Source organism: Carnobacterium iners, assembly GCF_900177385.1.
In the GTDB taxonomy this organism is placed as follows: domain Bacteria; phylum Bacillota; class Bacilli; order Lactobacillales; family Carnobacteriaceae; genus Carnobacterium_A; species Carnobacterium_A iners.
Genome location: NZ_FXBJ01000002.1, coordinates 1,714,480 through 1,740,710, shown reverse-complemented (window position 1 = coordinate 1,740,710; position 26,231 = coordinate 1,714,480). Strand labels below are relative to the sequence as shown.

24 protein-coding genes are annotated in these 26,231 nt (G+C 34.3%); 3 read left to right on the top strand and 21 right to left on the bottom strand.

Annotated features, from left to right (window positions below):
- Positions 1–7 precede the first annotated feature (7 nt).
- From rbsD to B9Y54_RS12835, 6 genes are all read right to left on the bottom strand, one after another.
- A complete protein-coding gene (gene rbsD, locus B9Y54_RS08350) occupies positions 8–403 on the bottom strand; it encodes a D-ribose pyranase (RefSeq protein WP_085559834.1) in 396 nt (131 codons plus the stop codon).
- On the bottom strand, positions 378–1,283 hold the full coding sequence (gene rbsK / locus B9Y54_RS08345) for a ribokinase (protein ID WP_085559833.1): 906 nt from the start codon (positions 1,281–1,283) through the stop codon (positions 378–380). Before rbsK ends, rbsD begins: the two co-directional genes overlap by 26 nt.
- Before the next feature lie 40 nt (positions 1,284–1,323).
- Entirely contained in the window at positions 1,324–2,259 is a 936-nt protein-coding gene (locus B9Y54_RS08340) for a LacI family DNA-binding transcriptional regulator (protein ID WP_234987879.1), read from the bottom strand.
- 145 nt (positions 2,260–2,404) lie between these two features.
- Entirely contained in the window at positions 2,405–3,328 is a 924-nt protein-coding gene (gene rihC / locus B9Y54_RS08335) for a ribonucleoside hydrolase RihC (RefSeq protein ID WP_085559832.1), read from the bottom strand.
- A gap of 146 nt (positions 3,329–3,474) precedes the next feature.
- The gene (locus B9Y54_RS12840; protein ID WP_234987878.1) at positions 3,475–4,044 is read right to left on the bottom strand and encodes a LysR substrate-binding domain-containing protein; all 570 of its coding nucleotides are present in this window, start codon (positions 4,042–4,044) and stop codon (positions 3,475–3,477) included.
- Positions 4,045–4,094: 50 nt separating this feature from the next.
- Positions 4,095–4,352 (bottom strand): helix-turn-helix domain-containing protein, encoded by a 258-nt coding sequence (locus B9Y54_RS12835; RefSeq protein WP_234987876.1) that lies wholly within the window; start codon positions 4,350–4,352, stop codon positions 4,095–4,097.
- A 115-nt stretch (positions 4,353–4,467) separates the two neighbouring features.
- Here B9Y54_RS12835 and B9Y54_RS08325 point away from each other — a divergent pair, with 115 nt between their 5' ends.
- Positions 4,468–5,493 carry a YeiH family protein gene (locus B9Y54_RS08325; RefSeq protein WP_085559831.1) on the top strand — a complete coding sequence of 342 codons (1,026 nt, stop codon included), beginning with the start codon at positions 4,468–4,470 and terminating at the stop codon, positions 5,491–5,493.
- 55 nt (positions 5,494–5,548) lie between these two features.
- On the opposite strand, the gene B9Y54_RS08320 is transcribed toward B9Y54_RS08325, so the two are convergent.
- The 11 genes from B9Y54_RS08320 to fdrA form a co-directional block, all read right to left on the bottom strand.
- A complete protein-coding gene (locus B9Y54_RS08320; RefSeq protein WP_085559830.1) occupies positions 5,549–6,355 on the bottom strand; it encodes a Cof-type HAD-IIB family hydrolase in 807 nt (268 codons plus the stop codon).
- A 116-nt stretch (positions 6,356–6,471) separates the two neighbouring features.
- Positions 6,472–6,747 (bottom strand): hypothetical protein, encoded by a 276-nt coding sequence (locus B9Y54_RS08315; protein ID WP_085559829.1) that lies wholly within the window; start codon positions 6,745–6,747, stop codon positions 6,472–6,474.
- Positions 6,748–6,859: 112 nt separating this feature from the next.
- Positions 6,860–7,714 carry an oxamate carbamoyltransferase subunit AllH family protein gene (locus B9Y54_RS08310; protein ID WP_085559828.1) on the bottom strand — a complete coding sequence of 285 codons (855 nt, stop codon included), beginning with the start codon at positions 7,712–7,714 and terminating at the stop codon, positions 6,860–6,862.
- 184 nt (positions 7,715–7,898) lie between these two features.
- Complete coding sequence (locus B9Y54_RS08305) at positions 7,899–9,131, bottom strand: Nramp family divalent metal transporter (protein WP_085559827.1); 1,233 nt, start codon at positions 9,129–9,131, stop codon at positions 7,899–7,901.
- 173 nt (positions 9,132–9,304) lie between these two features.
- A complete protein-coding gene (locus B9Y54_RS08300; RefSeq protein WP_085559826.1) occupies positions 9,305–10,594 on the bottom strand; it encodes a hypothetical protein in 1,290 nt (429 codons plus the stop codon).
- A 226-nt stretch (positions 10,595–10,820) separates the two neighbouring features.
- Positions 10,821–12,044, bottom strand: coding sequence for an amidohydrolase family protein (locus B9Y54_RS08295; protein ID WP_085559825.1), 1,224 nt, complete (start codon positions 12,042–12,044; stop codon positions 10,821–10,823).
- Between the two features lie 25 nt (positions 12,045–12,069).
- The gene (locus B9Y54_RS08290; protein WP_085559824.1) at positions 12,070–13,428 is read right to left on the bottom strand and encodes a citrate transporter; all 1,359 of its coding nucleotides are present in this window, start codon (positions 13,426–13,428) and stop codon (positions 12,070–12,072) included.
- The gene (gene arcC, locus B9Y54_RS08285; protein WP_085559823.1) at positions 13,425–14,378 is read right to left on the bottom strand and encodes a carbamate kinase; all 954 of its coding nucleotides are present in this window, start codon (positions 14,376–14,378) and stop codon (positions 13,425–13,427) included. The genes B9Y54_RS08290 and arcC (B9Y54_RS08285) overlap by 4 nt, the downstream gene beginning before the upstream one ends.
- Positions 14,378–15,247, bottom strand: a complete 870-nt coding sequence (locus B9Y54_RS08280; RefSeq protein WP_085559822.1) for an oxamate carbamoyltransferase subunit AllH family protein — start codon at positions 15,245–15,247, stop codon at positions 14,378–14,380. The genes arcC (B9Y54_RS08285) and B9Y54_RS08280 overlap by 1 nt, the downstream gene beginning before the upstream one ends.
- A 99-nt stretch (positions 15,248–15,346) precedes the next feature.
- Positions 15,347–16,609 (bottom strand): YlbE family protein, encoded by a 1,263-nt coding sequence (locus B9Y54_RS08275; protein ID WP_085559821.1) that lies wholly within the window; start codon positions 16,607–16,609, stop codon positions 15,347–15,349.
- Positions 16,610–16,650: 41 nt separating this feature from the next.
- Positions 16,651–18,408 carry an acyl-CoA synthetase FdrA gene (fdrA, locus tag B9Y54_RS08270; RefSeq protein WP_085559820.1) on the bottom strand — a complete coding sequence of 586 codons (1,758 nt, stop codon included), beginning with the start codon at positions 18,406–18,408 and terminating at the stop codon, positions 16,651–16,653.
- Between the two features lie 482 nt (positions 18,409–18,890).
- On the opposite strand from fdrA, the gene B9Y54_RS08265 reads away from it, so the two are divergent.
- Together B9Y54_RS08265 and B9Y54_RS08260 are read left to right on the top strand one after the other, a co-directional pair.
- Positions 18,891–19,739 (top strand): alpha/beta hydrolase, encoded by an 849-nt coding sequence (locus B9Y54_RS08265; RefSeq protein WP_085559819.1) that lies wholly within the window; start codon positions 18,891–18,893, stop codon positions 19,737–19,739.
- A 360-nt stretch (positions 19,740–20,099) separates the two neighbouring features.
- Positions 20,100–21,728, top strand: a complete 1,629-nt coding sequence (locus tag B9Y54_RS08260; protein WP_159446077.1) for a PucR family transcriptional regulator — start codon at positions 20,100–20,102, stop codon at positions 21,726–21,728.
- A 46-nt stretch (positions 21,729–21,774) separates the two neighbouring features.
- Here the strand turns inward: B9Y54_RS08260 and B9Y54_RS08255 are convergent, their stop codons facing one another.
- The 4 genes from B9Y54_RS08255 to arcA form a co-directional block, all read right to left on the bottom strand.
- Positions 21,775–22,479 (bottom strand): Crp/Fnr family transcriptional regulator, encoded by a 705-nt coding sequence (locus tag B9Y54_RS08255; protein ID WP_085559817.1) that lies wholly within the window; start codon positions 22,477–22,479, stop codon positions 21,775–21,777.
- Positions 22,480–22,730: 251 nt separating this feature from the next.
- Positions 22,731–23,672, bottom strand: a complete 942-nt coding sequence (arcC, locus tag B9Y54_RS08250; RefSeq protein WP_085559816.1) for a carbamate kinase — start codon at positions 23,670–23,672, stop codon at positions 22,731–22,733.
- Between the two features lie 178 nt (positions 23,673–23,850).
- Positions 23,851–24,867, bottom strand: a complete 1,017-nt coding sequence (argF, locus tag B9Y54_RS08245) for an ornithine carbamoyltransferase (RefSeq protein ID WP_085559815.1) — start codon at positions 24,865–24,867, stop codon at positions 23,851–23,853.
- A 45-nt stretch (positions 24,868–24,912) separates the two neighbouring features.
- Positions 24,913–26,142 (bottom strand): arginine deiminase, encoded by a 1,230-nt coding sequence (gene arcA / locus B9Y54_RS08240; protein ID WP_085559814.1) that lies wholly within the window; start codon positions 26,140–26,142, stop codon positions 24,913–24,915.
- Positions 26,143–26,231 lie beyond the last annotated feature (89 nt).

Genomic DNA, 26,231 nt, shown 5'->3' with positions numbered 1-26,231 from the left:
TTACCCCCTAGAATAGCACGCCTGATTGTAAGATAATATTGGAATAAGGTGTTGCTTCTCCTGTTCTAATGATTGCTTTTGAATAACTCGTTTGCTTTTTAAACTCTTTATGACTAACGTAATGAATCGGTTTATCTAGCAATTTTTCTTCAATCAATTTCAATTGAGCCGAATTTTCCGACTTAATTTCAACAGCTAAAATAACTTCTTCAATGACCATTTCGTTGATTAGAATAGCTAATAATTTTTGAAAAGGTGGATCATTTAACGTTAACGCTAAATCAATTTTTTTTACTCCGACTGGAATAGGCAACCCTGCATCTGCAATGACGATTTGATCCATATGACCTAAATCGGCTAATAGTTTGGCGATATCGCTATTTAATGTCCCATTCTTTTTCATAAAATTCACTCTCTTTCATCTCTATTAATGTCGGCATTCCGATTTGTGCACCGAATTTTTGAATCGATAGTGCTGCAGCTAGATTACCGAAACGAATACTCTTTATCATATCTAGTCCTGCTGTTAACGCTATACCAAAAGCTCCGTTAAAAGTATCTCCAGCTCCTGTTGTATCTAGTGGTGTTACTTTATACGAATCCACGTGGACTTCTTTTTCACCATCATTAAAATAAACTCCCTTAGAACCCATTGTGACAATTAATTTGTTGGGGTACTTGGCCATTCCTTCTGATAGAGTCAATGCTGGGAAAAGTAATTTGAATTCCGATTCATTTGGTGTAAAATACGCAACCTGTTCGATTAAGGCTGAATTAATTTTTTTAGCAGGTGCTGGATTATAAATTGTTTTAATGCCTTTTTCAAAGCAGGTTTGGATGACTGCTTCAATAGCAGCTAATGGTGTCTCGTTTTGGATAATGACAACATCACTCGAATCAATAACAGGATAAGCCTTTATAATTTGCTCTTTTGTTACTTCATCATTCGCTCCTGGGATATAGATAATACTATTATCTCCATCCACAACAGTAATATGAGCTGATCCAGAAGGAATATGTGTAACCGTCTCCACATGAGTTGTATTGATTTGATTATTTAATAAATTAATAATAATTTCTTTGCCAAATAAATCTGAACCAACCGTTCCAATCATACTAACTTGTCCGCCTAAACGAGCAGCCGCAACTGCTTGATTAGCGCCCTTACCACCAAAGGTTGTTGTAAAATTTTCTCCAAAAATGGTCTCTCCTACACGTGGTCTTTTATCTGCCGTTACAACAAAATCAGTTGATAAACTACCGACAACAGTTATTTTACTCATCACTTTTCCTTCTTTCTTAAAGACTCTCTTATTTCTAGTTTTACTGGCAATTGGATATTTTTTCTTTTACTTTTAATCCTTCTATGCGATTGCATAGTATTTCAGCACCTTTATAGCCAATTTGATACGCCGGCTGTGCAATCGTTGATAAACTTGGGTACATCAATTTACTGTAAGGATTATCATCGTATCCAATTACTTGAACATCTGACGGAATAGATAAACCTCGACGAATCGCTTCACGCATAATCGTTAACGCATGTATATCATTTGAAGCAATAATACTTTTAACATTAGGAAACAGTTCAAACAATTGGTGAGCCGATTCTTGGGCTGAATCAAATTGATACGATTCTGTTTCAAATAATTGATACGTTAAATTATTTTCTTCCAGTACTTTGACGCTACCAGCTAAACGAACGAGTGAGTTGGAAACCGAACGTGGTCCAACCATTACAACTACCTGACCAGGACTTCTTTCACTTACTGCCATTGCGGCTAACGTACCGCCTTGGTAATCGTCAGAATGAACGGAATATTCTTTATCCGAGGTGATTCTATCTAGCATCACGAAAGGCATATTTTTTAAGTCCTTTGAACTGCTCTCAACAGCTGACAATACACCTGCTACATTATTTTGGGCAAAGGTCCGTATGTATTCTGCTTCTTTCAAGGGATTTTCTTGAACATTTCCCAAAATTAGTTTATATCCCATTTCATTTACCTTATCTTCTACACCCTTAGCAACTAATGGGAAGAAAGGGTTAGCAATGTCTGGTAAAAGTAATCCAATTAATTTAGATTTTTTTTGGAAAAGTGAACGGGCTACTTCGTTAGGATAAAAATCTAATTCTTTGATTGCTGCCTCAACTTTTAATTGACTTTTCTCACTGACATATCCACTTTTGTTCAGTGCTCTTGAAACAGTCGCTACTGATACACCAGCCAATTTTGCAACATCTTTAATTGTTCTCATCCTGTTCACCTCATATATTTGCTTTTTATGTAACCGATTACATACACATAATAGCATCTTTTCCATTTTTATGCAAGCGTTATCAACATTTTTCTTTAAAAAATAAACAGAATAGAAAAATATCCTGTTTATTAGAAGCTTACTCCTATTCTGTACAGTGTTCGATACTTGTTAAAAACCATTTTTTAAATGCCTCTTGATTGATGTCGAGACAAACGGTTGCATTTGCTTCTTTTTTCAAAAAACCTTTTAGGTCAACAATGGTAGCACCTGTTGTGTATGTGCCATTTAATTCAACATCTATAAAAGTTTCTACTACTTCGAATAAGTCCGGTCTTAAAAGATAGGCAATCGCTGTACTATCATACATTGTTAACCCCGTATGCATACTTCCGCCTCTATACCGTTTGAATAAATGATAAAACATATCTCCAATTTTATTCATTTCTTTTATTTTCATACTATCCTCTAATAAAATTAATGCTTTCAATCCTAAGTCTAAACCAACCATGACAATCGGCACTCCTGAATCAAATACAATTTTAGCAGCTTCAGGATCAAAATCAATATTGTATTCAGACATCACTCCACTATTTCCTCTTGTAAGTGAACCGCCCATAAAGATAATTTCTTTAATATTCGATTGAGTTTCAGGATACATTTTTAAAAGCATCGCTATATTTGTTAATGGTCCAATGCCTATAATCGTGATAGGTTCTTGGCTGGTTAAAATAGTTTCTCTCATCGCGTTTACTGCATGTTCTTTTAACAATAGACGATCTGTTGGTTCTTCAAAGGTATACCCTTCCATACCCGTTTCACCATGAATCGCACCTGCATTTATTATTTCTTTGATTAATGGTGCATCTAAACCTTTAGCTACAGGGACATCTTTATTAAAAAATTGGAGCAACTTTAGCGTATTTTGTGTAACATATTCTAATCCAACATTCCCAGCAACGGTAGTAATCAGTTTGACTTCTACTTCATCACTATAAAGAGCAATAGCTAATGCCACTGCATCATCAATCCCAGGATCTGTATCGATAATAATTTGTTTTTTAATCACTAATATTCCTACTTTCTTATTTGAGTGATAATCAATTGGTAAAATCTATTTCAAGTAATTTTCTCTCTTTTTTAGTTCTTTCATGTAATCGATTACGAATAAACAGTATCATTTTAATCGCCTTTATACAAGCTGCGATTTAGATACTAAGTGAGTAATTTGATAAAATTTTGTGCAATTTCCATTCCTTTTATATTAGCTGTTTTAAGGTAAATTAAATGAAAGGGATGGTCGATAATAAAGTCTTTAATCTTAATTTCTTTGAGCGTCCCCGCGACAAGTTCTTCTTCAACCGCACTTTGGTATAAAAAAGTGATACCTAAATCTTTTTTTACTAACTCCTTGATAGAAGAAATATTTCCAATCATCATCATTTTAGTGAAACTTTCTAAAAGGATGCTCTTATTTTTTAAAGCCGTTTCTAAAATTAAGCGTGAGCCTGATCCAACTTCCCTAATCATTAATTGATGTGAAAACAATTCACTAATCGGTTGTTTCTTTTTCCAGAGAGGATTACTTTCTGCACAAACAGCAATAAAGGACTCGTCTGATAGTTTATGGAAACCAAATGAGTGTTGATTAAATTCTCCTTCAACAAATGCAAAATCGATTTTTCCATGTTCTAAATGATCAATCAAAGATGCGGTATTATCTACTAACATTGATAAAGTATGTGTCGGATAAGCATGCATGTATTTTTCAATAATATCAGGCATAGCGTATTCACCGATGGTTAATGTTGCACCAAATATAAAAGAGGGGGCCTCTATTTTTTTGCTAATTTTTTTTGAATTTGCCGGATTTCTTTTTGTAAGAGTAAAAGATCTTTTTGTAATTGTTTGCCTTTTTTTGTTAAGGTTAATTGTCTATTCTCATAATGAAGCAATTCAGTATTTAATTCGTTTTGTAAATACTGAATGTGTTGAGTAACGGCAGGTTGAGTAATATGCAATTTTTTCGCAGTTTGAGTATAATTCATAACTTCTGCTAAAGTTAAAAAGGTTTGGTAGCGATAATCTAACATGTTGTTATTCCTCTCTATAAATATATCTTATAATTAGATAATAAATGATTATTTTAACTTATGCAATTTTAAGTGTAAACTACTTTTATACTAAAGAAACAAAAGGAGAACGATTATGATTCAAAAAATGACAGAAAAAATAACCTTTATTTTACCTGGTTTAGTTTTAAGTGTTATTATTTCTATTATTAGTCAGGAGTTAGCTCTCTTTATTCCGACTATCGGCGCAGCTTTAATTGCTATTTTTTTAGGCATCTTATTAGGTAATACTCTTTTAAATAAACCTATTTTAAACACTGGAACAAAATTTTCCGAGAAAAGCTTGTTAGAATTTTCGATTGTCTTAAACGGATTAATCCTTGATTTTCAAATTATTAAACAAGTAGGTTTTACAGGATTTACCTTCATCTTATTTCAAATGGTTGCGACGATTATTGCTGCTTATTGGATCGGACGTTACTTGAAGTTCGGTAAGAAATTTGCCTTGTTAATGGGGGCTGGGAACGCAGTATGCGGTTCTTCTGCTATAGGGACTATTTCACCTGTTATTAATGCAGAGGAAAAGGATAAAGGATTGTCCATCACGATAGTTAATTTAACGGGTACACTTTTAATGGTTACTTTACCCATTCTTACCGCTATCCTTTACAATCATGAAACGATACAAACATCTGCTCTTATTGGGGGAACAGTTCAATCAATTGGCCAAGTCATTGCTTCAGCAAAACTAGTTAATGATGATGTAGCAAATTTATCGATTGTTTTTAAATTAATGCGTGTTTTATTAATTATTGGTGTCGCTTTAATTTTTGGGAAAATGAATGTCGAAGAAGATAAGTCTTTATTTTCTAAACCAACCAGTCATCATGAAAAAACAAAAAGTTCAGCTGGTGTTCCTTGGTTTATTATCGGATTCTTTTGTTTATTCTTATTAAGAAGTCTTGTGTCACTACCAGATTACATGGTAACAAGTGCTCAAGTTATCAGCAAACAATTCGAAATAGCTGCTTTAGCTGCCATTGGATTGCGTGTTAAATTTTCTGATATCGTTAAAGAAGGACCAAAAACGTTGCTTTATGGACTATTAGTTGGAACAACACAAGTAGTAGTAGCCATTGCTTTAATTTTCTGGTTATTTTAAAACTACTTTAATAAGCGTTATACCAGTTAATCTTTACTGGTATAACGCTTATTTTTTAGTTTAAAGCCCACTGATAGATTGCATGAGCGACGCCGTCTTCTTCATTAGACTTGGTTTCATGTTTAGCAGCTGCCTTGATTGATTCGGTCGCATTTCCCATTGCCACACTTTCCTCAACAGCATTCATCAAATCAATATCGTTTTCCCCGTCACCAATAGTCATAATAGCTGCCATCGGAATAGCCAATAATCTAGCTAATCCAGTCAGGCCATCTCCTTTATTGGCTTTTTCAGGTAATAGTTCAAATACATAAGATAAACTTCTGATTGGATAGAATTTTTCGTACCATTCATTTGGAACAGCTTTTACAAAACGATCCAATTCTTCAGGTTCTCCTACAAACATCGCTTTATAGATAACTTTATCTTTAGGAATATCTTTTATATCTAAATGAATGGGTTCCATTTCAAGTATATTTGCATCAAACAGTAGACGGTCTGTTTTTTCACCCGTATAGAAATAATGACTTTCATCAAAAAAGGCTAAATTTAAGGTATAGTCTTTTCTAATAGCATCAATTTCTTTCAATTCAGCATGTTTTAACTGATGGCTATAAACAATTTCTTGCGTATTTGTTCTTTGAATTAGTGTCCCGTTTAATGAAATCACATAACTATCTTGATTTGGCAAATCTAGTTGTTCGATATAAGGATAAACGGCTTTTAAAGGTCTTCCGGTACACAACACAATTTTTATTCCACATTCATTGGCTTCAAAGATAGCTTTTTGAACTTCATCTGTAATTTGATGGGCATTATTTAATAACGTTCCATCCATATCAATAGCAATTAGTTTAATCAATTCGATCGACTCCCTTTGTATTTTTCACTTATCCCTATTCAATATACCACACTTCTATTTAGGAATAACTTCAAAAAAGAGCAAAATAAAAAAGCTAACAATAAAGTTAGCTTTTGTTAGTCTATTATTATTCTTTTCCCTAAACGATTGGGCTGATAGATAAATTTACCATCATTTGATTCGATCATAATACTTAATTTAAACTTAGACATTAGGAAATCACCAATAGCTTCTTTTGTATAAAACACATCTGTCGGAAACATTTCTGTTGGTATTTTAACTTTTACTTCAAAAAAACCATTAATATCGGTTTCTACAAAAATTAAATCTGAGCAAGCTTGCAGTTCTTTAATTTCATCTTCAGTCAAATCTTCAATATTTCCTTGATTCATTTTATTCGTTCTCCCATCAATAAAAGCTTTTAAAAACGAGCTTATTCGCTAAGAATAAATGAAATCAAACCTATTGTCAAGAAGTCTTCAAGTTAGGATATGGACCTCTCTTTTATCCATAATTTTCTTTCGATATCATTGCTTTCATTCCGATAAACATCCCATATAATGTATCCGTCCCTGAAGTGTGCCCAAATAATAGCATCCACTCTAATTTGGATTGGATATCTTTTTGATCTTTGGAGTAAACGGAAACAATTAAATCTTTGATATTTTCATTCACTACGCCATGCAATAAACAAGTTAAGTAAGCTAGACTAATATCAGTTGTTTGTTCTGTGCGTATGAAGGGTCGTAAGGCCTGAACGGATTCTTTTTGTTGATTAAATAATGTTAAAACACCTAGATACCCAATTAAGAAATCGTCTCCACTAGGTGTCAATCCAATTCCTCTACCAACAAAATGATTCCAAATAGAATAATCCGATAATGTTTCCAGTGAATACGTACTTAGTTCATCAATGTGCTTGCTCGTTTTTGTACTTAATGGCAGACCCGTTTTCATTTTTAACGGCAATTTGTTCAATTCTTTAAAAAAAACTGTTTCTTGAAGCTCTTGGTCTGATAAGAAATCGATTGGTTTAAGAGTTAATTCTGTTTCAATTAGTGTTTCTAGACTGATAATTGAAATAATTTTATTCAAGTGATTGTAAAAAAATAATGTGTTGTTTTGATAATTAACAAAGTTATTAATTTTGACTGCTTTTAAAAGAGAATTCATTTTTACATTATCTATTTTCAATCCAAAAGCTGATAAAGGCTCTAGTAAATCACTTATATGAACCAATTGTTTTCCTAATTGAATATTAAGACTATGTGTAAAAATACTATGGACGAATCCAGAATAATCCTCTTTTAAAAAATCTGTCAGGTAACTACTTTTTTTTGCTAGTTGCTCTGGCCTCATGATTTCATTCCTTTCAAATTTTAGTATAAAAAACTATCCTTCTCTTTAATAAGATAATGATGGGGCCAGAACAACACACTCCAGTCCTGTCCACTAACGAGTTGATTAGTTCCAACCTAAAAATTATTCCTACTAGAACTATTCTTACCGCACTCTTTCATTTAACTCTAAATAAATCCTTCTATTAGCTAAATAAATTAGATACCGTTCCATATAATCCAATCATACCGATTATTAGTGTAACAACGACAGCTATTAATCCCAATATATTTTGTAGAAGCGTATTAGTATATTTACCCATAATTGTCTTACTATTTGACACAACTAATAATAAAGCTGCGAAAAAAGGTAAGAAGAACCCGCTCGTTGCTTGAGCAAATATAATAATTTGTGTTGGTTTAACATCTGCTACAGCAAAAGCTGTACCAAAAATAACAACAATAGCAGCCATTAATTTAGCTTTATTATCATTTATTCCTTTTTCCCAATTAAAAATACTAGCTAAAATAGTTTTCAAGATGAAAGGAATTGCAATAGCTGAGGATAGTCCAGCTGCAAAAATACCTAAATCTCCTATAATTCTTGCACCATTGCCTAAAATTGGTTCTAACTGAGTAGAAAAGACAAGTGGGCTGGTTACTTCTGTACCTGTTTCATACAAAAGAGCCGCACTTGTTGTCAACATAGAAATTGTAATTAATCCCCCGATTAAAATATTCACTTTAATATCAAAACGTGCTTCAACCAGTCCCTCCGGTGTCTTCCATTTATCTTTTGATGTAACCGAATGAAGCACTAAATTGATGGCAATCAAACTTGTTCCAATAAGTGCCATCGTAGTTACTATACCACCATTTGGCATCGTTGGTACAAACAATCCTTTTAACATAGCAGAAATATCTGGTTTTACTAAAATCATTGTGATAACGAAGATGATTCCCATAACACTTACAAATAATAGCATAATTTTTTCTAAAATTTTAGTTGTCCCCATTAGAGCTGTTGCCATTACAATCGCTCCAACAATTAAAGCAGAAATAGTATTTGAAAGGCCTAATGCGTCTCCGAGACCCAGTGATGCACCAATTTCATTGCCACTTTGAAAACCAAAACAAGTAACAAGTACAGCTACTAAAGCTAGTGTTTTAATAAAGATACCCCAAACTTTATTTTCAGGAAGCATTTCTTCTGCTGCACTGATGGCATCTTTTCTTGAAATAATTCCAATCCGAGAACTCATCTCCATCAATACCATTAAGGCAATAATTGAAAATAGTACCGCCCAGAGAAGCTGGTACCCATAATTGGCTCCTGCAATTGTTGTGGTTGTAATGGTTCCTGGTCCAATAAAAGCACTTGCAATAATAGCTGCTGGACCCATACTTTTTAATTTACTACTGAATGTTTGTTTACCCATCTTTCCACTCCTTTGTATGTTTTATTTTATTTCTTTATTGAGCTTATTTTAAAATTTAAAGCTATCGAAGAAATTAAGCATAGATTTTTTTAATTCTAAAAATAATGCAATTTCATCCAAAGTATATCAAATAGTCCTGTAATTTTTTTAGATAAACTAATGAACTAGTTTAATTATCGGCTGTTTTCAGTGATTAAAATAGCCAGTCTAGTTGCTTGCGCATTGCTAGGCATGACAATTGCTCCTGCTTGCCTCAATAGTTCTTCTTGTTTCATTATATTTTGGGAACCTCGATCTATTCCACAAACACTTGCTACTACACAGAGGTATCTGCCCTCATCTACTGCACTTTTCTTTGCTTCTTGAATTGCTTGTGAAAGCTCTTGAGTAAAATCTTCATGGGTACTACAGTTAATGATTAAATCAAGTAAAATCACTGCGACGTCTTCTTTTTTAGCTTCTTCGCTGATTCTTTCTAATCGTAAAGCATTATCTGAAAGGTTTTGTGTAAACTGATTTTCAGTTAGATGAAGTAAAGTATGATTTTTACTAATAGTAACCTTTTCTAAACTCATCGTATCTTTTGAGACTATATTTGAATAAATAGGAAACTTTTTTTCTTTCATGATGAATAGACTCTCGTAAAAATGAGGTTGACTTAAAAATAATCCTCTAATGAATAGTTGGTTGGTTTTTAATTGGCAGCTTTCTTGTAGAATCCATTCTTTTAATTGATTATCTGCTAGCGTAAAATTAATTTTTTCCACTTCTTTGCCATTAGCTAGTTTAATAGCAGCATGAGCAGCATCTTCTAGTGTTCCCATCGCTAACGCTCCGCTTTCTTCTACTAGCGTTGGAGCTCCGCCTAAGAAGCAAGTTACAACTGGTTTTGCAATGTTTTTTATAGCTGTTATGATTTCTTTCATCACATCATCATGAAATAATTTAGCTGCTATCAAAATAATTTTTGTCTCTTTATCTTCTTTTAAACTATTTAGTCCTTTTAACAATTCATTTTTAATAATTACTTCTTCTACTTTTTTTTGTTCAATCTTTATTATTTGCGTGATTCCACTATTGTTTTTAGCTATAATCGCTGCTATTTCTCTAAGACCTGCTCCGGCTGTTCCTATTAAGCCAATATTTCCTTTTAAACGATTGGTTAAAAAAGCACGTGACTCCGGGTCTTTACTGTATCCGAGTTCTGCCATAACGATGCTTAATGCTTTTTGGACTGCTTCATCATGCTCTCCTTCAAGTCCAATAATCAAATCTGTTGCTTGAGCTTTTTCTCCTTGTTCGGTTAATAAACCTGATTGTCTCATTAGTTGTTTATTATAGGTTGTTCCCATCATCACTAAGGCTGTTTTGATACCTTCAATAAAAGAAAGTTTATTTGAAATCACTACAAGAGTGACAGAATCGCAATAAGTATTTTCATTTATTTGATTAAAAACAATCATATCTAGCCACACCTCAACCTTTCTTTTTATTCGTAGTCTTTTCCTAACAAGGATTACATTATTCCGAGATAGTCATTTACTCTACTTATTTAATCGTTTTATATAGCTCATTTAAACAATTATTCAAATTTAAATAATAAAAGGCCCATGAATAAAATAAAGCTGCGCTTATTCATGGGCTTTTTTATTGTAATTAAGTTAAAGGTACGTTCCTAAGAGAGTAAAATCAACGATGAATAATAGTTTCTTTTGTACTTTCAACGGTAACTTTACCATTCTTAATAACAAATAATCTAGTTGGGATATCAATAATCGCATTCCCTTTAATTTTAGTATCTAATAAAACAACATCAGCTTTGTTGCCAACTGCGATACCATAATCTACTAAACCAATTGCTTTTGCAGGGTTTTCTGTAATCATTGGTAAAACAGTTTTCAAGTCATTTGCTCCACCTAAGTGACCAACTGGAATAGTCAACATAGCTGTTTGTAAGATATCACCATTTCCATAAGGAGTGAAAGCATTGCGAATATTATTTGTAGCAATACACATATTCACTCCGCCATCTCTTAACTTGCGAATAGGAGTAACCGCTCTTCTGACGTTGTATTCATCGTTACGAGCACCTAAGTGTAAATCTGTTGCAGTTAATGCCATTACACTGATACCGGCTTCAGCCATTTTTGCAATAATTGGGTCTAATTCTGCTTTTGGTAAAGCGTGTAATGCTGTTAGGTGACCAACAGATACTTTTCCTTGGTAACCTTCTGCAATTGTTTTTTTGCACAAGTACTCAATAGACATATCTGTTGCTTCATCACTAAATTCAGCATGAATATCAACTGGTTTATTGTATTTTTTAGCAATCTTAAAAACGATATCAATGTGTTTCTCAGCATCTGAATCGTTGTAAGGAATTCCACCAACAACGTCTGCTCCCATTTCCATTGCTTGATTCATCATTTCTTCTGTACCAGGAGATTTAATGATTCCTTCTTGTGGGAATGCAACCACTTGAATGTCGACCAAGTTTTTGTATTCTTCTTTTAATTTCAGCACAATTTCAAATCCCGTAAATCCTTGTGCTGGATCAAATTCTGAATGTGTTCTGATAGCTGTTACACCATTAGGAATAATCATATCTAGCGTTCTTTTAGCACGATCATAGATATCTTCTTTTGTAAATGTTGGCTTAAGTTCTGCCGTTACACTGATAGCTTCTTTTAATGTTCCTGAGTTATTTGGTTTGCGATCAGCAATTAATGCTTTATCTAAATGAAGGTGACTTTCAATAAAACCCGGAATTAACACTCTTCCGTCTGCATCAATAACACGCTCAGCTATTGCCGTCATATTCTCTTCAATTGCTGTAATTCTTCCATCTTCGATGGCGACATCTTTTAAACTTTCTCCATCATTTAAGCGTACATTTTTTAATAAAATATCCATTACTAAATCTCTCCTTTTATTGTGATTATGCAAATACTAATGAGATAACTAATAACAAGACTGAAGCTAATGTAATCCATTTAACGTTACCTTTAACAACTTCTAAAATAGGAATATTAAATCCTGAAGATAAAGCTTGCATGGTAATGTTAACGAAACTCATTTGGCTACCAAAACCAACACCAATAGTAACGAAACCTAGTGCTAATGGTGTAAAACCTAGTGAAACAGCAACGGGTAAAACTAATGTTAAGATTGAACCAACGTAAGCACCCGCTGGAACACCGATTAAAATACCCGTTAAAACAGCGACAGGAACAACTAATGCTGCAGGTGCCGCTTCAGCTACACCTGCGATGACAGCAAATGTCCCTGTTTGAGCAATCACGTTAATAAATCCTAAGAAAATACCAACTTGGAATAAACGTGTCAAGATATACGTAGATCCATCAATCATTGCTTCAGCTGTTTCATTCATATTGAATTTAGAGAAGAAGAAGATTAATGCAAGTGTAACAACCATGTAAGTTAGTGGTGTAAAGATAGGGTAACCAACTAGATTATTGATAACTGGTCCTAAGATAACAGCAAACAATAAGAATACTGCTGGAAGAGTTAATTTAACTAATTGACTGTTTGATAATTTTGAATACTCATCATTTGCTTCTTCTTTAAAGCCTAATTTGCGGCGCTTTGTACCAAAAAATGCTAGTAAAATTGCAATAGCGACAAATAATAACCAGTAAGGACGCATTGTAGCAACATATTCACTTACGGGAATGTCACCTAATTTTGAAACAATACTAGACTCAAGTGAAGCTGGTGATGTTGTGAAAGATACTGCTGCTGCTAAAGACATAGCGGCAATCAATTCTGGAACAACTCCAACTGCTGCGAAAGCTAATGGCGCAATAACCATTGCACTTCCTCCACCGATACCTGACATATAAGTTGCAGCTGCAACTAATACAACGATAAAGGCTGAAACGTATTCTACTTTACCTTTTGTTCCTCTTTTAGCTAATGTTAAAGCAGCAGTATACCCGCCTGATTTAAACACAGCCATCGCAATAGCAGAGTTAACAATTGGAACAGTAATCGTTAGCATTGTGGGAATGGCTGCTAAAAATTGTGTGTTAACCTCTGCCAAACCAATTCCGCCAATAAGCATAGCTAATGCCCCACCAGCTAAACCAGCAATAATCATATCTACTTTCAAGAATAATAACGTTAAAACAACGATTAAAGGAATAAGCGTAACAATAGCCATAAATCCTGTTGGTGCTGTGACTGCGTCAATTCCTGCTGCAAATACAGTTAACGGCGTAATAATAGCTACCGCTGCATACATTAGTAAAAGTATGATTTTCTTTGTCAATTTCATTTTTTTCCACTCCCTAATACGATTCTTGTTCCTGAAAGACCAGCTAAAGCATCAACAGCATTTTCTAATGAACAGATAATAGCTTCTTTGCCGTTTGATGCAAAAGCAATTGCAGCTTCCATTTTTGGTCCCATACTTCCAGCAGCAAAATGTCCTTCTGCGACGTAGCGATTGGCTTCTTCTACAGCAACTGTTTCTAGCTTCATTTGATCCGACTTGCCATAGTTCAAATAAACATTGTTTACGTCTGTTAAGATCATGAATACATCAGCATCAACTTGCTCTGCTAATCTTAAACCAGACAAATCTTTATCAATAACCGCTTCTATTCCTGATAGTATTCCCTTTTCATCAGAAACAACCGGAATTCCACCGCCACCTGTCGAAATAACAACAGTATCATTTTCAATCAGTGTTTTAATTGAATCAACGCCGTGGATTTTTTTAGGTTGTGGAGAAGCAACAACGCGACGGTAACCGCGGCCTGCATCTTCTGCCATTTCCCATCCTTTTTCAATCGTTAATTGCTTAGACTCTTCTTCAGTGTAAAAAACACCGATTGGTTTTGTTGGGTTTTGGAAAGCTTTATCAGATGCATCTACTTCTGTTTGTGTTAGAACAGTTACAACGCTTCCTGAGATACCTTTTGAAAGCAAAGCATTTTTCAATGATTGTTCCATCATATAACCAATAAATCCTTGAGATTGTGCACTTAAAACGTGTAAAGGCAATTGTGGAACAACCTCTTTAGCTTCTTCGTTTTGTCTCAAAATATTCCCAACTTGTGGGCCGTTTCCGTGGGTAACAATAACTTGATGGCCGGCTTTTTTAACATCTGAAATAGAATCTGTGCTAATACCTACATTTTCCATTTGGTTTTCAAATGTTGCTTTTTGATTAGGTCTTAATATGGCATTTCCGCCAAGAGCGATAACTACACGTTTTCCCATTATAAATTTATTCTCCTTTTTTCTGATAATATTCCGAAAAGCATTCCGGTCATGGTGTCCAAACCTGACGTACTTCCATTTGTCAGGATCGTTTTAAAATCTACTTTAAGCTGATTCCCACTTGGGTTTTCATTCAGTTCCCCAACAAAAGATACAATAGTTGTGCTGTATTTATGTTGAGCGGCATAACGTAAATACGTTTCTGCCACAATAGTCGTTAGACTCTTTGTTTCTAGCAGCTCTATAATAATACTGCGAAAACGTTCATCTAATAGAGGATAGCCTGAGTCGATACTCAGCAAACCGACTAAAAGATCATCTCCTGAAGGTGTTAGCCCCATTCCACGCCCTATGAAATAAAGCATACTTTCTTTCAGGGTTTTTTCTTCATTTGAAAAGAGACCTTCAATTGATTTCATAAAGGATTCATCATAATCTATAGTAGTAAAAAATAATGGCAATTGTTTTTTAAATCCATTTAATTCTAAAATCTTTTCAGCTTCTTCCAAAGTTGAATCTATTTGATTTAAACTTATTTTTTGTTGCAAAGGTAAGATAGAGTCATAAACATAACAATAATCAAATGAGAGGACTAGTTGATGAATAGTCATTACTTTCTTTTCATAATCATAATGAAAAGTATCGCCAATACTAATTTCTTTTAAGATTACTTTTGTATCTCTTGCAGTTAAATGCAAAGAAAAAGGCAGCTCTCCATTTTTATCTGTTCCTATAAAAAGTAACTGCTTCCCACTCATTAAATTAAAACCATTTTTAAAGATACTATGCACTTTCCAAGAAGTCAACTTATCTTGATCAGGTTGCATTTGTTCTTTTAACTGTTTTGACATCTTCTGAATAAAAATCATGTTAGTCCTTCCTAATAAACAAGATGAAAAAATGAATCAATGAGCTTTCAAACCTTTTGTTTGCTTTACTCACTCACTGATCATCTATTTTAGATTAAGTTAAATTTCCATACCTAATTTTTTCGCATACGCTGTAACAGCTTTTTCAAAAGCTTCAATTGGAGGATTTACTGTTCCTGCGCCAATTTGACCTCTGCCTGCAACTTTGTTTGCAATACCTGTGTTGATTACTGGTAAAATACCTGTTGAAACAACTTTTCTTGCATCAATTCCTAGTACAATACCTTTAAAGTCCCATGTTGGAATTGGGAAGTTTGTGTTGTGACCAACTGTAATTTCCATCATGTCATTACTTGTTTTTAGTGCATCACCAAAACCACCAGTACCAACAAAACGTGTAACTGCTGGAGCAGCAACCATTGCCATTCCACCAACACCAAATGTTTCTGTTATTGAGCTATCTCCAATATCTGGATTGGCATCATCTTCAGAAAAACCAGAGAAGTAAAGTCCTTTTGGTGTGTTAACAGGACCAGTGAACCACTCGTCTCCCATACCACTGATACGAATACCAAAGTTTTCACCGTTTCTTGTCATAGCTGTAACGATTGTACCTTCTTCAATCATTCTTGCTCCATCCATAACAACTTTAGCAGCTGCCATCATTGGGTTTAAGAAGAATTGATCCGTATCTGCTAAGAAGACTAAAACATCTTGGCGATCTTTTTCGTTCATATCGATTTCAGACATATAAGGAACAACTTCTTTTAAGAAGTTTAGTGAAGCAGCGATGTTACGTTGGTGGAACTCATCTCCCATTGCAATTGATTTTGCAATGATAACGTTCAAGTTCATCCCTTCGTCCATCTTGTTCAACACTTTACTTAATGCAGGTCCTAAGATATCGCGCATCCAACGCAGACGAGTAACAACTTCTTCGTTGTAAGCTCCAAAACGTAAAACAGCACCAATTCCTTCATTTAACGTACAGTAAGCACGGTTGCCGTCTGTTCTGTTTTCTACTACTAAAACAGGCATATTTCCAGAAGTGATTCCACCCATTGGTCCAACAGCATCTACGTGATGACAAGGAATAAAGGATACTTCGCCTCTATCAAGCATTGCTCTTGCTTCTTCTTCAGTTGTAGCCCACTCTTCGAAAAGTGAAGCTCCAACACATGAACCTTTCATTGGATCAGTCATGTTTTCATATTTAATTGGAGGTCCAGCATGTAATAATACTTTTCCATTCAATTCTTCGATAACCGTTTTTGCGGGTACAACATCTAATAAAAACGGAGAACCTGCTACAATTTTGTCAATGACAGCTTGGTTTGCTTCGTCAATTGTTTTATAATTCATTTTTTAAAAACCCTCCTATATTGTTCTACAATTTATTCATTTTATTTTGCTACGTAATTATCTAAGAAGTACAAGATTTTTTGAAGTTTTACATCTCCACCAGCGCTTGGTCTCCAGTCAAATTGAACAGCTTTACCTTGGTTTTCTTCAATTGCTTCTGCAAAGCTCTTCAAACCGACGTTGATTACGTATGGTTTTGTGCTTAATAAGTCTAAAACAGCTTGAGAGGCTTTAGGCAATGAAGCACTCGTTGCTTCTTCAACTACTTTAAAGCCTTTTTCTTCGTCTTTTACGGTATGTCCTAGTAAACCTAAAGCTGTACGAACAGCTTTGTTGTTGCTTGAACAAACAATAACGCCAGCTTCTTCAAGAATTTGTTGTTGACGAACTAAGTTTTGTGGGTCAGCTGTTGTTCCAACGACTGTTCCTAAAACTAATAATTCGCGTCCATCTTTTTTAGCATTTTCTTTAGCTTCTTTGATAGCTGGAGCTAATTCAGTAGCCATATCGTCATGTGCACCGTAACCAAGTACAACGTCTAACAAGATGACTGCTGTTTCTGGGTTGTCGCCGGCTGTTTGAATCATTTCAATTCTCTTTTCAGGGTCAATCATTGGGTGAGGTTTTCCTTGTGTGTACATGTCATCCCCTAAATCGATGATTTCATGTCCTGCAGAATTTAAAATAAATCCATCTTCATGAGTTAATCCTTCTTCAAGATTCAAACCGTCAGCAATTAACATACCTGCTTCGTTAGCTAATGTTCCACCTGAATAATAACCTTTAATTAAGGTTTGTTCTGGTTTCAGTTCAACAGAAGGAATAGTTACTGTTTCGTCTAGTGCTTTAACTTCTTCGCCATTTAATAAAGTAACAGCTAATTTAGCCGTTTCTTCTAGTGTGTAAGCATGGTAAAGATTTTTTTCGTGGTACGTTGGTTTTTCACCTAAGAAAATAGTTACAACAGGTTTAGAAACTTGTCTTAATAAACCAAGTACTTTATCTCTAACAGATTTTGCAGGTGGCTTAGAAATAACCACGATTACGTCTGTATTAGGATCTTCTTCTAATGCTACGATTGTATCTAACATCGTAATTCCGCCAACTTCTTCTGATAAATCACGGCCACCGGTACCAATAGCATTGGTTACACCTGCACCTAATTTGTCGATAATTGTTGAAACTTCTTGAATTCCTGTGCCTGAAGCACCAACGATGCTGATTCTTCCTGGTCTAACAATGTTTGTAAAAGCCATTGGAACGCCATTAATAATACCCGTTCCACAGTCGGGTCCCATCATGATTAAGCCTTTTTCGTGAGCTTTTTTCTTCAAGCGAACTTCGTCTTCAATTGATACGTTATCACTAAAGATAAATGGGTTTAATCCTTCGTCTAATGCCTTTTCTGTTTCAAGAGCTGCATACGTACCAGGAACAGAAATTAATGCAACGTTCGAATCTTTTCCTAATTTCATAGCTGTTGCCCATGTGCGTGCTGTTTCGTTAGTATCTTCTGAATCAGTCGTTGCTTGTGAAGCTAAGAATTCATCTACTTCTACTAAGACAGCATCCATTACGCCATCGTTTTCTGCATCTACGACAAGAGCCATATCATTTGCAGAAGCTGATGCAAGTTCTGGTGTTTTTAAGCCACTACCTTCGAATAAATCTTTATTAGCAGGTGTTCCCATCATAATAGAAACTTTTGTAACGCCTTCAATTGTATTTAATTTGTTTGTTAACAACATTAGTACAATTGAGTCTTGATAAGAATTTTCTTTAATTATTGTGTGTAACATTTTGATTCCTCGCAATCTATTTAATTTAATTGGGCGCTTAACCAATCCTTTAGTCAGCACGATACGTTGAGAATTTAGTTGCATTATTCGCTTTACTGGTTTTCCGATTAAAAGTAGTCTCAAAACTTCTAGTTCTAGTTCCTTTTAATACGGGTTCATTCTCCTTTAGAAGAATAAGACCATTTCTATCTACTAATGAACTAAATTTACCCTCTTTTTACAAAAACCTAATAATCTTTTGATCAAACAGTACTAAAGTACGACATAAATGCACTGCTAAAGGAAAGGCTTACAATACATAGTATAACGCCTTTTTTCTATGATTGCATTGTACCATAGAGCTAAAAGAGACCCCCTTTTATTGTCTTTGATGTATAATTCGGACTGATAAAAGAAAAACCCACCCTTTTATTGCCTTTCTTTTGTTATACTTTGAGCTCACTATATCCCGTTTTCAAGTAAATTTCAGGAGGTTTAACAACATGGAACCAGAATTTTTTTCTTATGCTACTCATTCTTCTCTTACACTATCTGCTTCTTTTTATCGAAGTACGGCTAATTTAAAAAATGAAACCATTATTTATTTTCACGGTGGTGGATTAATTTGGGGCGACCGTGACGACTTACCGCAAGCTTATATCGATCTCTTTTTAAAGGCTGGCTACCATCTTTTAACTGTCGATTATCCTTTGGCGCCAGAAACAGCTTTACCAGAAATTTATAGCAGCGCTGTTGAAGCTGTTAAATGGTTCATTCACCATTCCGATACAGTCTTACATTTATCATCAAATGACTACCATTTGTTTGGTCGATCTGCTGGAGCTTACTTAGCTTTACTTCTTGGGAGTGATTTGAATATAGGAAAGAGACCCAATAAAATTATTAGCTTTTACGGGTACTCTTCTATTCAAGAGTCTTTTTATCTCTTACCAAGTAAACACTACCAGCAGTATCCACTTATGCCTAAATCTTTAATTGCTCAACTAACCCAACCTGCACCTCTTGCTAAGGGCCCATTACAAACACGCTACGCTATCTACCTTTATGCTAGACAAACAGGACGTTGGCTAGATTTAATCTTACCCGATAAAAAATGTCAAAATCAATTTTCACTTTCAGATGATGAATTAGCAAGCCTTCCACCAGTTTTTATCGCTCAGAGCAAAACGGATAACGACGTTCCTTTCCAACAAGGAGAAAACTTGAGTGAAAAAGTTTCTTCTGCTAAATTTATTACACTAGAACAAGCCAATCATGATTTTGATAGCGATCCAACAAATAAAGAAGCTCTTCAAATATACCAAGAACTACTTGAATGGTTAAAAAGATAACTCAATAAACTTACACAAAAAGCCTTATCTAAGCGTTTTTCATAAAAACGACTAGATGAGGCTTTTTATAGGTTAATCTAACCGAGGAACTTTATAACCAATCTCTATTTTGACTAGTATCGCTATAACAGATTCTTTTTTAAAATTACCTATCATTCTATGTCTATTTACTTACTAATATCTTTATTTAGAATGGTTCCAACTGTTTTTTTCTGTTATAGTAAATGTACTTCTTTTTAGTCAATTATGTATTGTTTTGCAATCCATCCTCGTACTAATTTAAAGAATAGAGCGTTTTCTATTTTGAATAGAGAAAAGCTTTGCATATTGCTTTATAATGACAAACAAGGAAGTGAATGTATGAATTTAACAGTAAAAGAATTGCTTGATTTTGATTCTCTCAAAGAAGCAACGATTTTAACTAAACACGCCAAGTTAACAAATAGTGTAACCGGTATTATGATTGTAGAAGGTCCGGATATCGAAAGTTGGGGCCGCGAAGGTGAGTTGTTGCTAAGTAGCTACTACGCTTTAAAGGATCTTTCTTCTGTTGAGCTGAGCGATTTTTTTACCAAAGTCCATCAGCTTAAAATAAGTGGCTTAATTATCAAAATTGACCGTTTAGTCGTCTCTATTCCAGCATATATTATTGAATTATGCGAAAAAAACGAACTTCCATTAATACAAATACCTAAACAGACGCAATACGAACCTATTTTACTAGATGTTATGGGGAAAATAATCAATAATAATATCCACCTTTTAGAAAAATATTACTCATTGCAAAACCATTTTACAAAAATGGCTTTAAATGAACCAGAGATTGTAGATATCTTAAGGGTTCTAGAAAAATTAATAAAAAAACCGATTAGCTTAAAAAATACTATCAAAGAAGAATGGATTAGTACTAATCCATTTTATGACAATGTCTTGTTTATTCAATCTATTTCATTAAATAAACAGAAATACATGAACTACGATTATACTAGACGAAAAGTTACCTCACAACTAGTTGAGAACAATCAAACGTATACGCAATTAGTCGTTCCTATCCCTAACTTAAAAATTAATTCTTATGAATTAATCGTTCATGAACTTGATTCTTCTACACCGAATGAAGATTTTCTAGCTATTGAGAATACCATTAGTTTTCTCCAAATGGAATTGCTAAAAAAATACGCTGTTTCTCAAACAACGTTGCATTATAGAAATAGTATTATTTCTGATATGCTAAACAATCGCATTGAAGATACAGATGAGTTAAACGAAAAAATTACTAGCTTAAAACTAACAAATAGCTCAAATTTCCGAATTTTCATTTGTCACTTACCTACTAGTTCTTTGACGGCAGAGTTGCCTGATGAGCAACATAAAAAAGAACGGCAATTTGCCTTTACGCTCATTGAAGAGACAAAAAAACACTGGCTGCAACATGTTTATCTCATACGCAATCATAAAATTGTTTTTATCATGGATACTAAACAAGACTCAGAAGAAATAATTAAAAAGAGACTCTTTGCTAGTATTGAAGCAAGTAAAAAAATAGTCAGTTTAGACCAGCTAGATATAACTATTAGCTTTAGTTATAAAAGCGACTTGCTTCATTTGCCATCCTTATATAAACAAGCAAAAAATACTCAAAAGATTACGGCATTATTTGGTGAAGAAAATATGATTTATAGTTACCATGATATTGGCATTTATCAACTGTTTGCTGATATGGATCATTTAAATCAATTTGAAAAATTCATTCCTGAATCCTTACTTACGTTAAATGCAAGTCATCCTGACTTGGTTGAAACACTGAAAGTATTTTTAGATAAAAACCAAAATTATAAAGATACTGCAGATACACTATTTCTTCATCCAAAAACCGTTCGTTATCGGTTAGATAAGATTAAAAAATTAACGGCTATTCAATTTAATCAGGCCGAAGAACTTTTACAGATTAACGTTGGCTTACGTTTACTAAAAATGATGAACAAATAAAGATAAAAAGAGCTCTCCCTTCAAACGGTAGAGCTCTTTTTTTGCTTTATTCTGAATAGGATTTAAAATAAGAAGGATGTAGAAATGTAAATTGTTTGCGCTCATACTCTAATTGGTGGTCTTCTTTGAGTTGTTTTATCACACCGCCTACTGTCTCTCTTGAACAACCACTGATATCTGCTATTTCATTGATTGTAATAGGATACGGGATTTCGATTGCTTTAGGTGAAACATGTTTACCTAAATTTTCCATTAAATACAATAACGTGTTGATGATACGACTTGTAGCACTTGAAACAGCTAAATACTGAATTCTTTTTTCTTGTTGTCTCAAAATGACGGATACCTTTTTGTAAAGATACAACAGTTGATTAGCGTTATATATCGCTTGTTGCTCAAAGATATCTGTTGGCAAATAATATAATTCAATATCGGTAGCTGCATAAGCAGAATAATGATACGTTTCGTCGGAGAACATCCCTCCGTATGGAAATAATGTATCGGGGTTGTTGTAATCAATGTATAAAAATGAAGCACTCTTGTCGTAACGTTCTATTCTAACAAGGCCTTTTTTTAAATAAAATAATTTTTCACGTTTATCGCCTTCATCAAATAAAACCTGCCCTTTTTTATAACTTCTGAGACACAAGTGTTTTTTTAGACCATTGAATTCTGAATCCGTTAAGTTCGCAAAAACTGACTTAAATCGCAATTCATACAACTGGTTTGTTTTCATCTCTTTGGTTGGCATTTGATTCGCTCCTTACTTATAATAATTGAACTAAACGAATAAGTAATCCTGTTTGAACTATGTGTATGATGATGGAAAATGATGATCTATCTATGTATTCATTATAGCACAACAGCCTAGCTCTTTCTTTTATTTTAACTAGTAAACTGCTTATATTGTCCGTTTTCATAAGTATTTTCTTATAAAAAGAGCGTCTTGAAAGATCCCATTTTTTTCAATCTGGTTCGTTTCAAGACACTTTTTCTTACTCTTTATTTTGTAATAACTGTTCCGCCATTTCCTTCTAAAACATTTTCAACGTTTTCTAAAGAAGTGATCATTGCTTTTCCTTGTGGATAGTTTTCAACAAAAGCAATCGCAGCTTCTACTTTAGGCAACATGCTACCTGGTGCAAATTGATTTTCTGCAATGTATTTTTTCATCTCAGCAACTGTTACATTTTCAAGTTTCTTTTGATCCGGTTTGTTGTAGTTTATAAAAACATTGTCTACGCCAGTTAAAACAACTAATAAGTCAGCTTTAACTAATTCTGCTAATTTTTGAGAAGCAAAATCTTTATCGATAACCGCTTCAATACCCGTTAATTCACCATCTTTAACGATTACAGGAACACCACCGCCACCAACTGAAATAGTAACTACTCCACTTTCGACAAGTTGGTTTACAACTTCGTATTCTTGAATACTAACAGGTTTTGGTGAAGCAACCACTTTGCGCCATCCTCTACTGGCATCCTCTTTAAATATTGAACCTGTTCTATCCATTTCTTTTTGTGCATCTTCTTCTGATAAGAAAGGTCCAATAGGTTTAGTTGGATTTTTGAAAGCTTGGTCATTCTCATCTACGACTACTTGAGTTACGATAGATACAACAGGCTTTTTGATATTTCTTTTTGCCAAAGCATTACCTAAAGCATTTTGCATCCAGTAACCGATACTTCCTTGTGTCATTGCTACGCAAGTATCAATAGGCATTGCTGGGTTTTTTTCGCTATCAGTAGCCGCTTGTTGCAACAATAAGTTCCCTACTTGAGGACCGTTGCCGTGAGAAATGATTAAATCATCCCCATTTTCAATGAATTTTACCAAATATTCTGCTGTTTCTACAAGCGCGGCTTGTTGTGCAGCTGCACTAGCATCATCTGATAAAATCGCATTTCCACCTAAAGCAATTACAATCTTTCTTTTTGTCATATTATCCATCCTATCTCGATTCGTATTTTTTTGAAAACGGTTGTTCCTGCTTATTATATGTCGGATATTCTACGTTTACTAGTATTAACTCGTTTTTTATTATTTTTAAGAGAAAGATAGAGCATAAGGATGGCAGTATTCCCCATGCTCTAAAGTTCTTGTCTTACTTTTTTTAATCTTAAACTTTTGGAATAAACAAGTTTCCTAATGTTGCTGCCATAATAGCTTTGATAGAATGCATTCTATTTTCAGCTTGATCAAATTGGCGAGCATGCTTGCTACGGAAAGCCTCATCAGTAATTTCCATTGCTGTAATGTTATGATCTTTTTGCACTTGTTTGCCATAAATTGTTTCAGCATCATGGAAAGCAGGCAAGCAATGTAAGATGATCATATCTTCTTTACCTGTCGCACGAACCATGTCCATGTTGATTTGATAAGGAGTTAATAACTCAATACGTTCAGCAAATTTGTCTTCTTCTCCCATTGAAACCCAAACGTCTGTATAAAGAGCATCTGCATCTTTAACACCTTTTTTAACATCATCTGTAATCATAACTTCACTACCAGATGTTTTTGCGTATTCGTTGGCCATGTCAATTAATTTTTGATCTGGGAATAATGAATCAGGAGCAACGATTCGAATGTTTACTCCTAAAATAGCTGCTGTTACTAATAAACTATTCGCAACGTTGTTTCGTCCGTCTCCAACATAAGCTAATGTCACACCTTCAAGATGGCCAAAATTTTCTTTGATTGTTAAGAAGTCAGCAATCATTTGAGTTGGGTGCCAGTCATCTGTTAAACCATTCCAGACAGGTACACCAGAAAATTCTGCTAATTGTTCGACTACTTTTTGACTAAATCCTCTAAATTCGATTCCATCAAACATGCCGCCTAAAACACGAGCAGTATCTTCTACTGATTCTTTTTTACCTAATTGAATATCATCTTTTCCTAAATACTCTGGATGAGCACCTAGGTCAATAGCCGCTGCTGTAAAAGCAGCACGCGTTCTTGTAGATGATTTTTCAAATAATAAAGCAATATTTTTACCTTCTAAATAATGATGAGGAATATTATTTTTCTTTAATCGCTTTAGATGCTCTGAAAATTCGATTAGATAGACCAATTCTTCTTTAGAAAAATCTTTTTCTGCTAAAAAGCTGCGTCCTTGAAATACTGTTTCTGTCATAATGTTTCCTCCAATAGTTTTTTATTTTTTGAGTAAAAATGAACTTTAGTTCTTTAAATCTTCGCGAACGAAAGGCATTGTCATACATCTTGGGCCCCCACGACCGCGTACTAGTTCGCTTCCTGGAATTTCAATTAGTTTTAATCCTGCTTCTTTCAATAGCTTATTAGTAATTGTATTACGATCGTAAACAACAACGACACCTGGTGCGATTGTTAGTGTGTTTGATCCATCATTCCATTGTTCACGAGCTGAGTCTACAAGACTTCCGCCACCACATGGGAGCAAAGTTACTTTTTCTAAGCCTAAAGCTTCTGCTAGTACCTCAGCTAAGTTTTTACTTTCTTTTTCTTCAAGTACGACTTCTCCATCTTTACCAGGTTTGATTGAGATGACACGTAGTCCTGCTTCAATTTCTGGGTGGATTGTAAATTTATCGTAATCAACCATGGTAAATACAGTATCTAAGTGCATGAATTTACGGTGTTCGCCAATATCAAATCCTAGAATTTCTTTGAAAGCACCAGCTGCGAATACGCGTTTTGCTAATTTTTCAATAGCACGAGAGTCTGTCCGTTGTGAAATACCGATGGCTAAAATATCCTTAGAAAGGACTAACTCATCTCCGCCTTCGATACGGTCCTCTTCATCACGTGAGTAAAATTTATCTACGTTTTCTTTATATTCTGGGTGATATCTGAAAATAAAATCTCCGTAAATCGTTTCGCGGTTACGTGTTTCAGAAAACATTTTGTTAATTGTAACACCATTAGCCATTGTTGCAAATGGATCTCGTGTAAAGTACAGGTTTGGCATTGGATCAACCAAGAATGGATAGTCACTTTCTAATAAGTCCGCTAAAGAGTTGTCAAAATGATCTGAATCAACTTCAGTTTTTCTGAAACCTTCCATTGTTTTAAGAACCATATCGAAAGTATCTAATTTTAACAACTGGTCTTTCACAATATTTTTAGCGTCTTCTGAAACAATACCTGTTTCTGACATCCACTGATTAATAAACTCTTCTTTTACGTCTCCAGCATCAATTGCTTCTGCTGTTAATTTTTCTAAATAAACAACTTCGACTCCTTCGTTTTCTAGTGTTTTAACGAAATGATCGTGTTCTGCTTGAGCTCCTTTAAGATAAGGGATATCATCAAATAGTAATCTGTCTAGGTAGTCAGGCATTAAGTTTTCCATCTCTTTACCTGGACGATGCACCATAACTTTTTTTAATTTACCAATTTCTGAATTGACATGAATCGGATTATTCACTTTTATTTCCTCCTCTTAATCTTATTTACACCCTTATGATAACGCTGACAAACCAAAATAAGAACTTATATGCTACATCTTAAATGTCG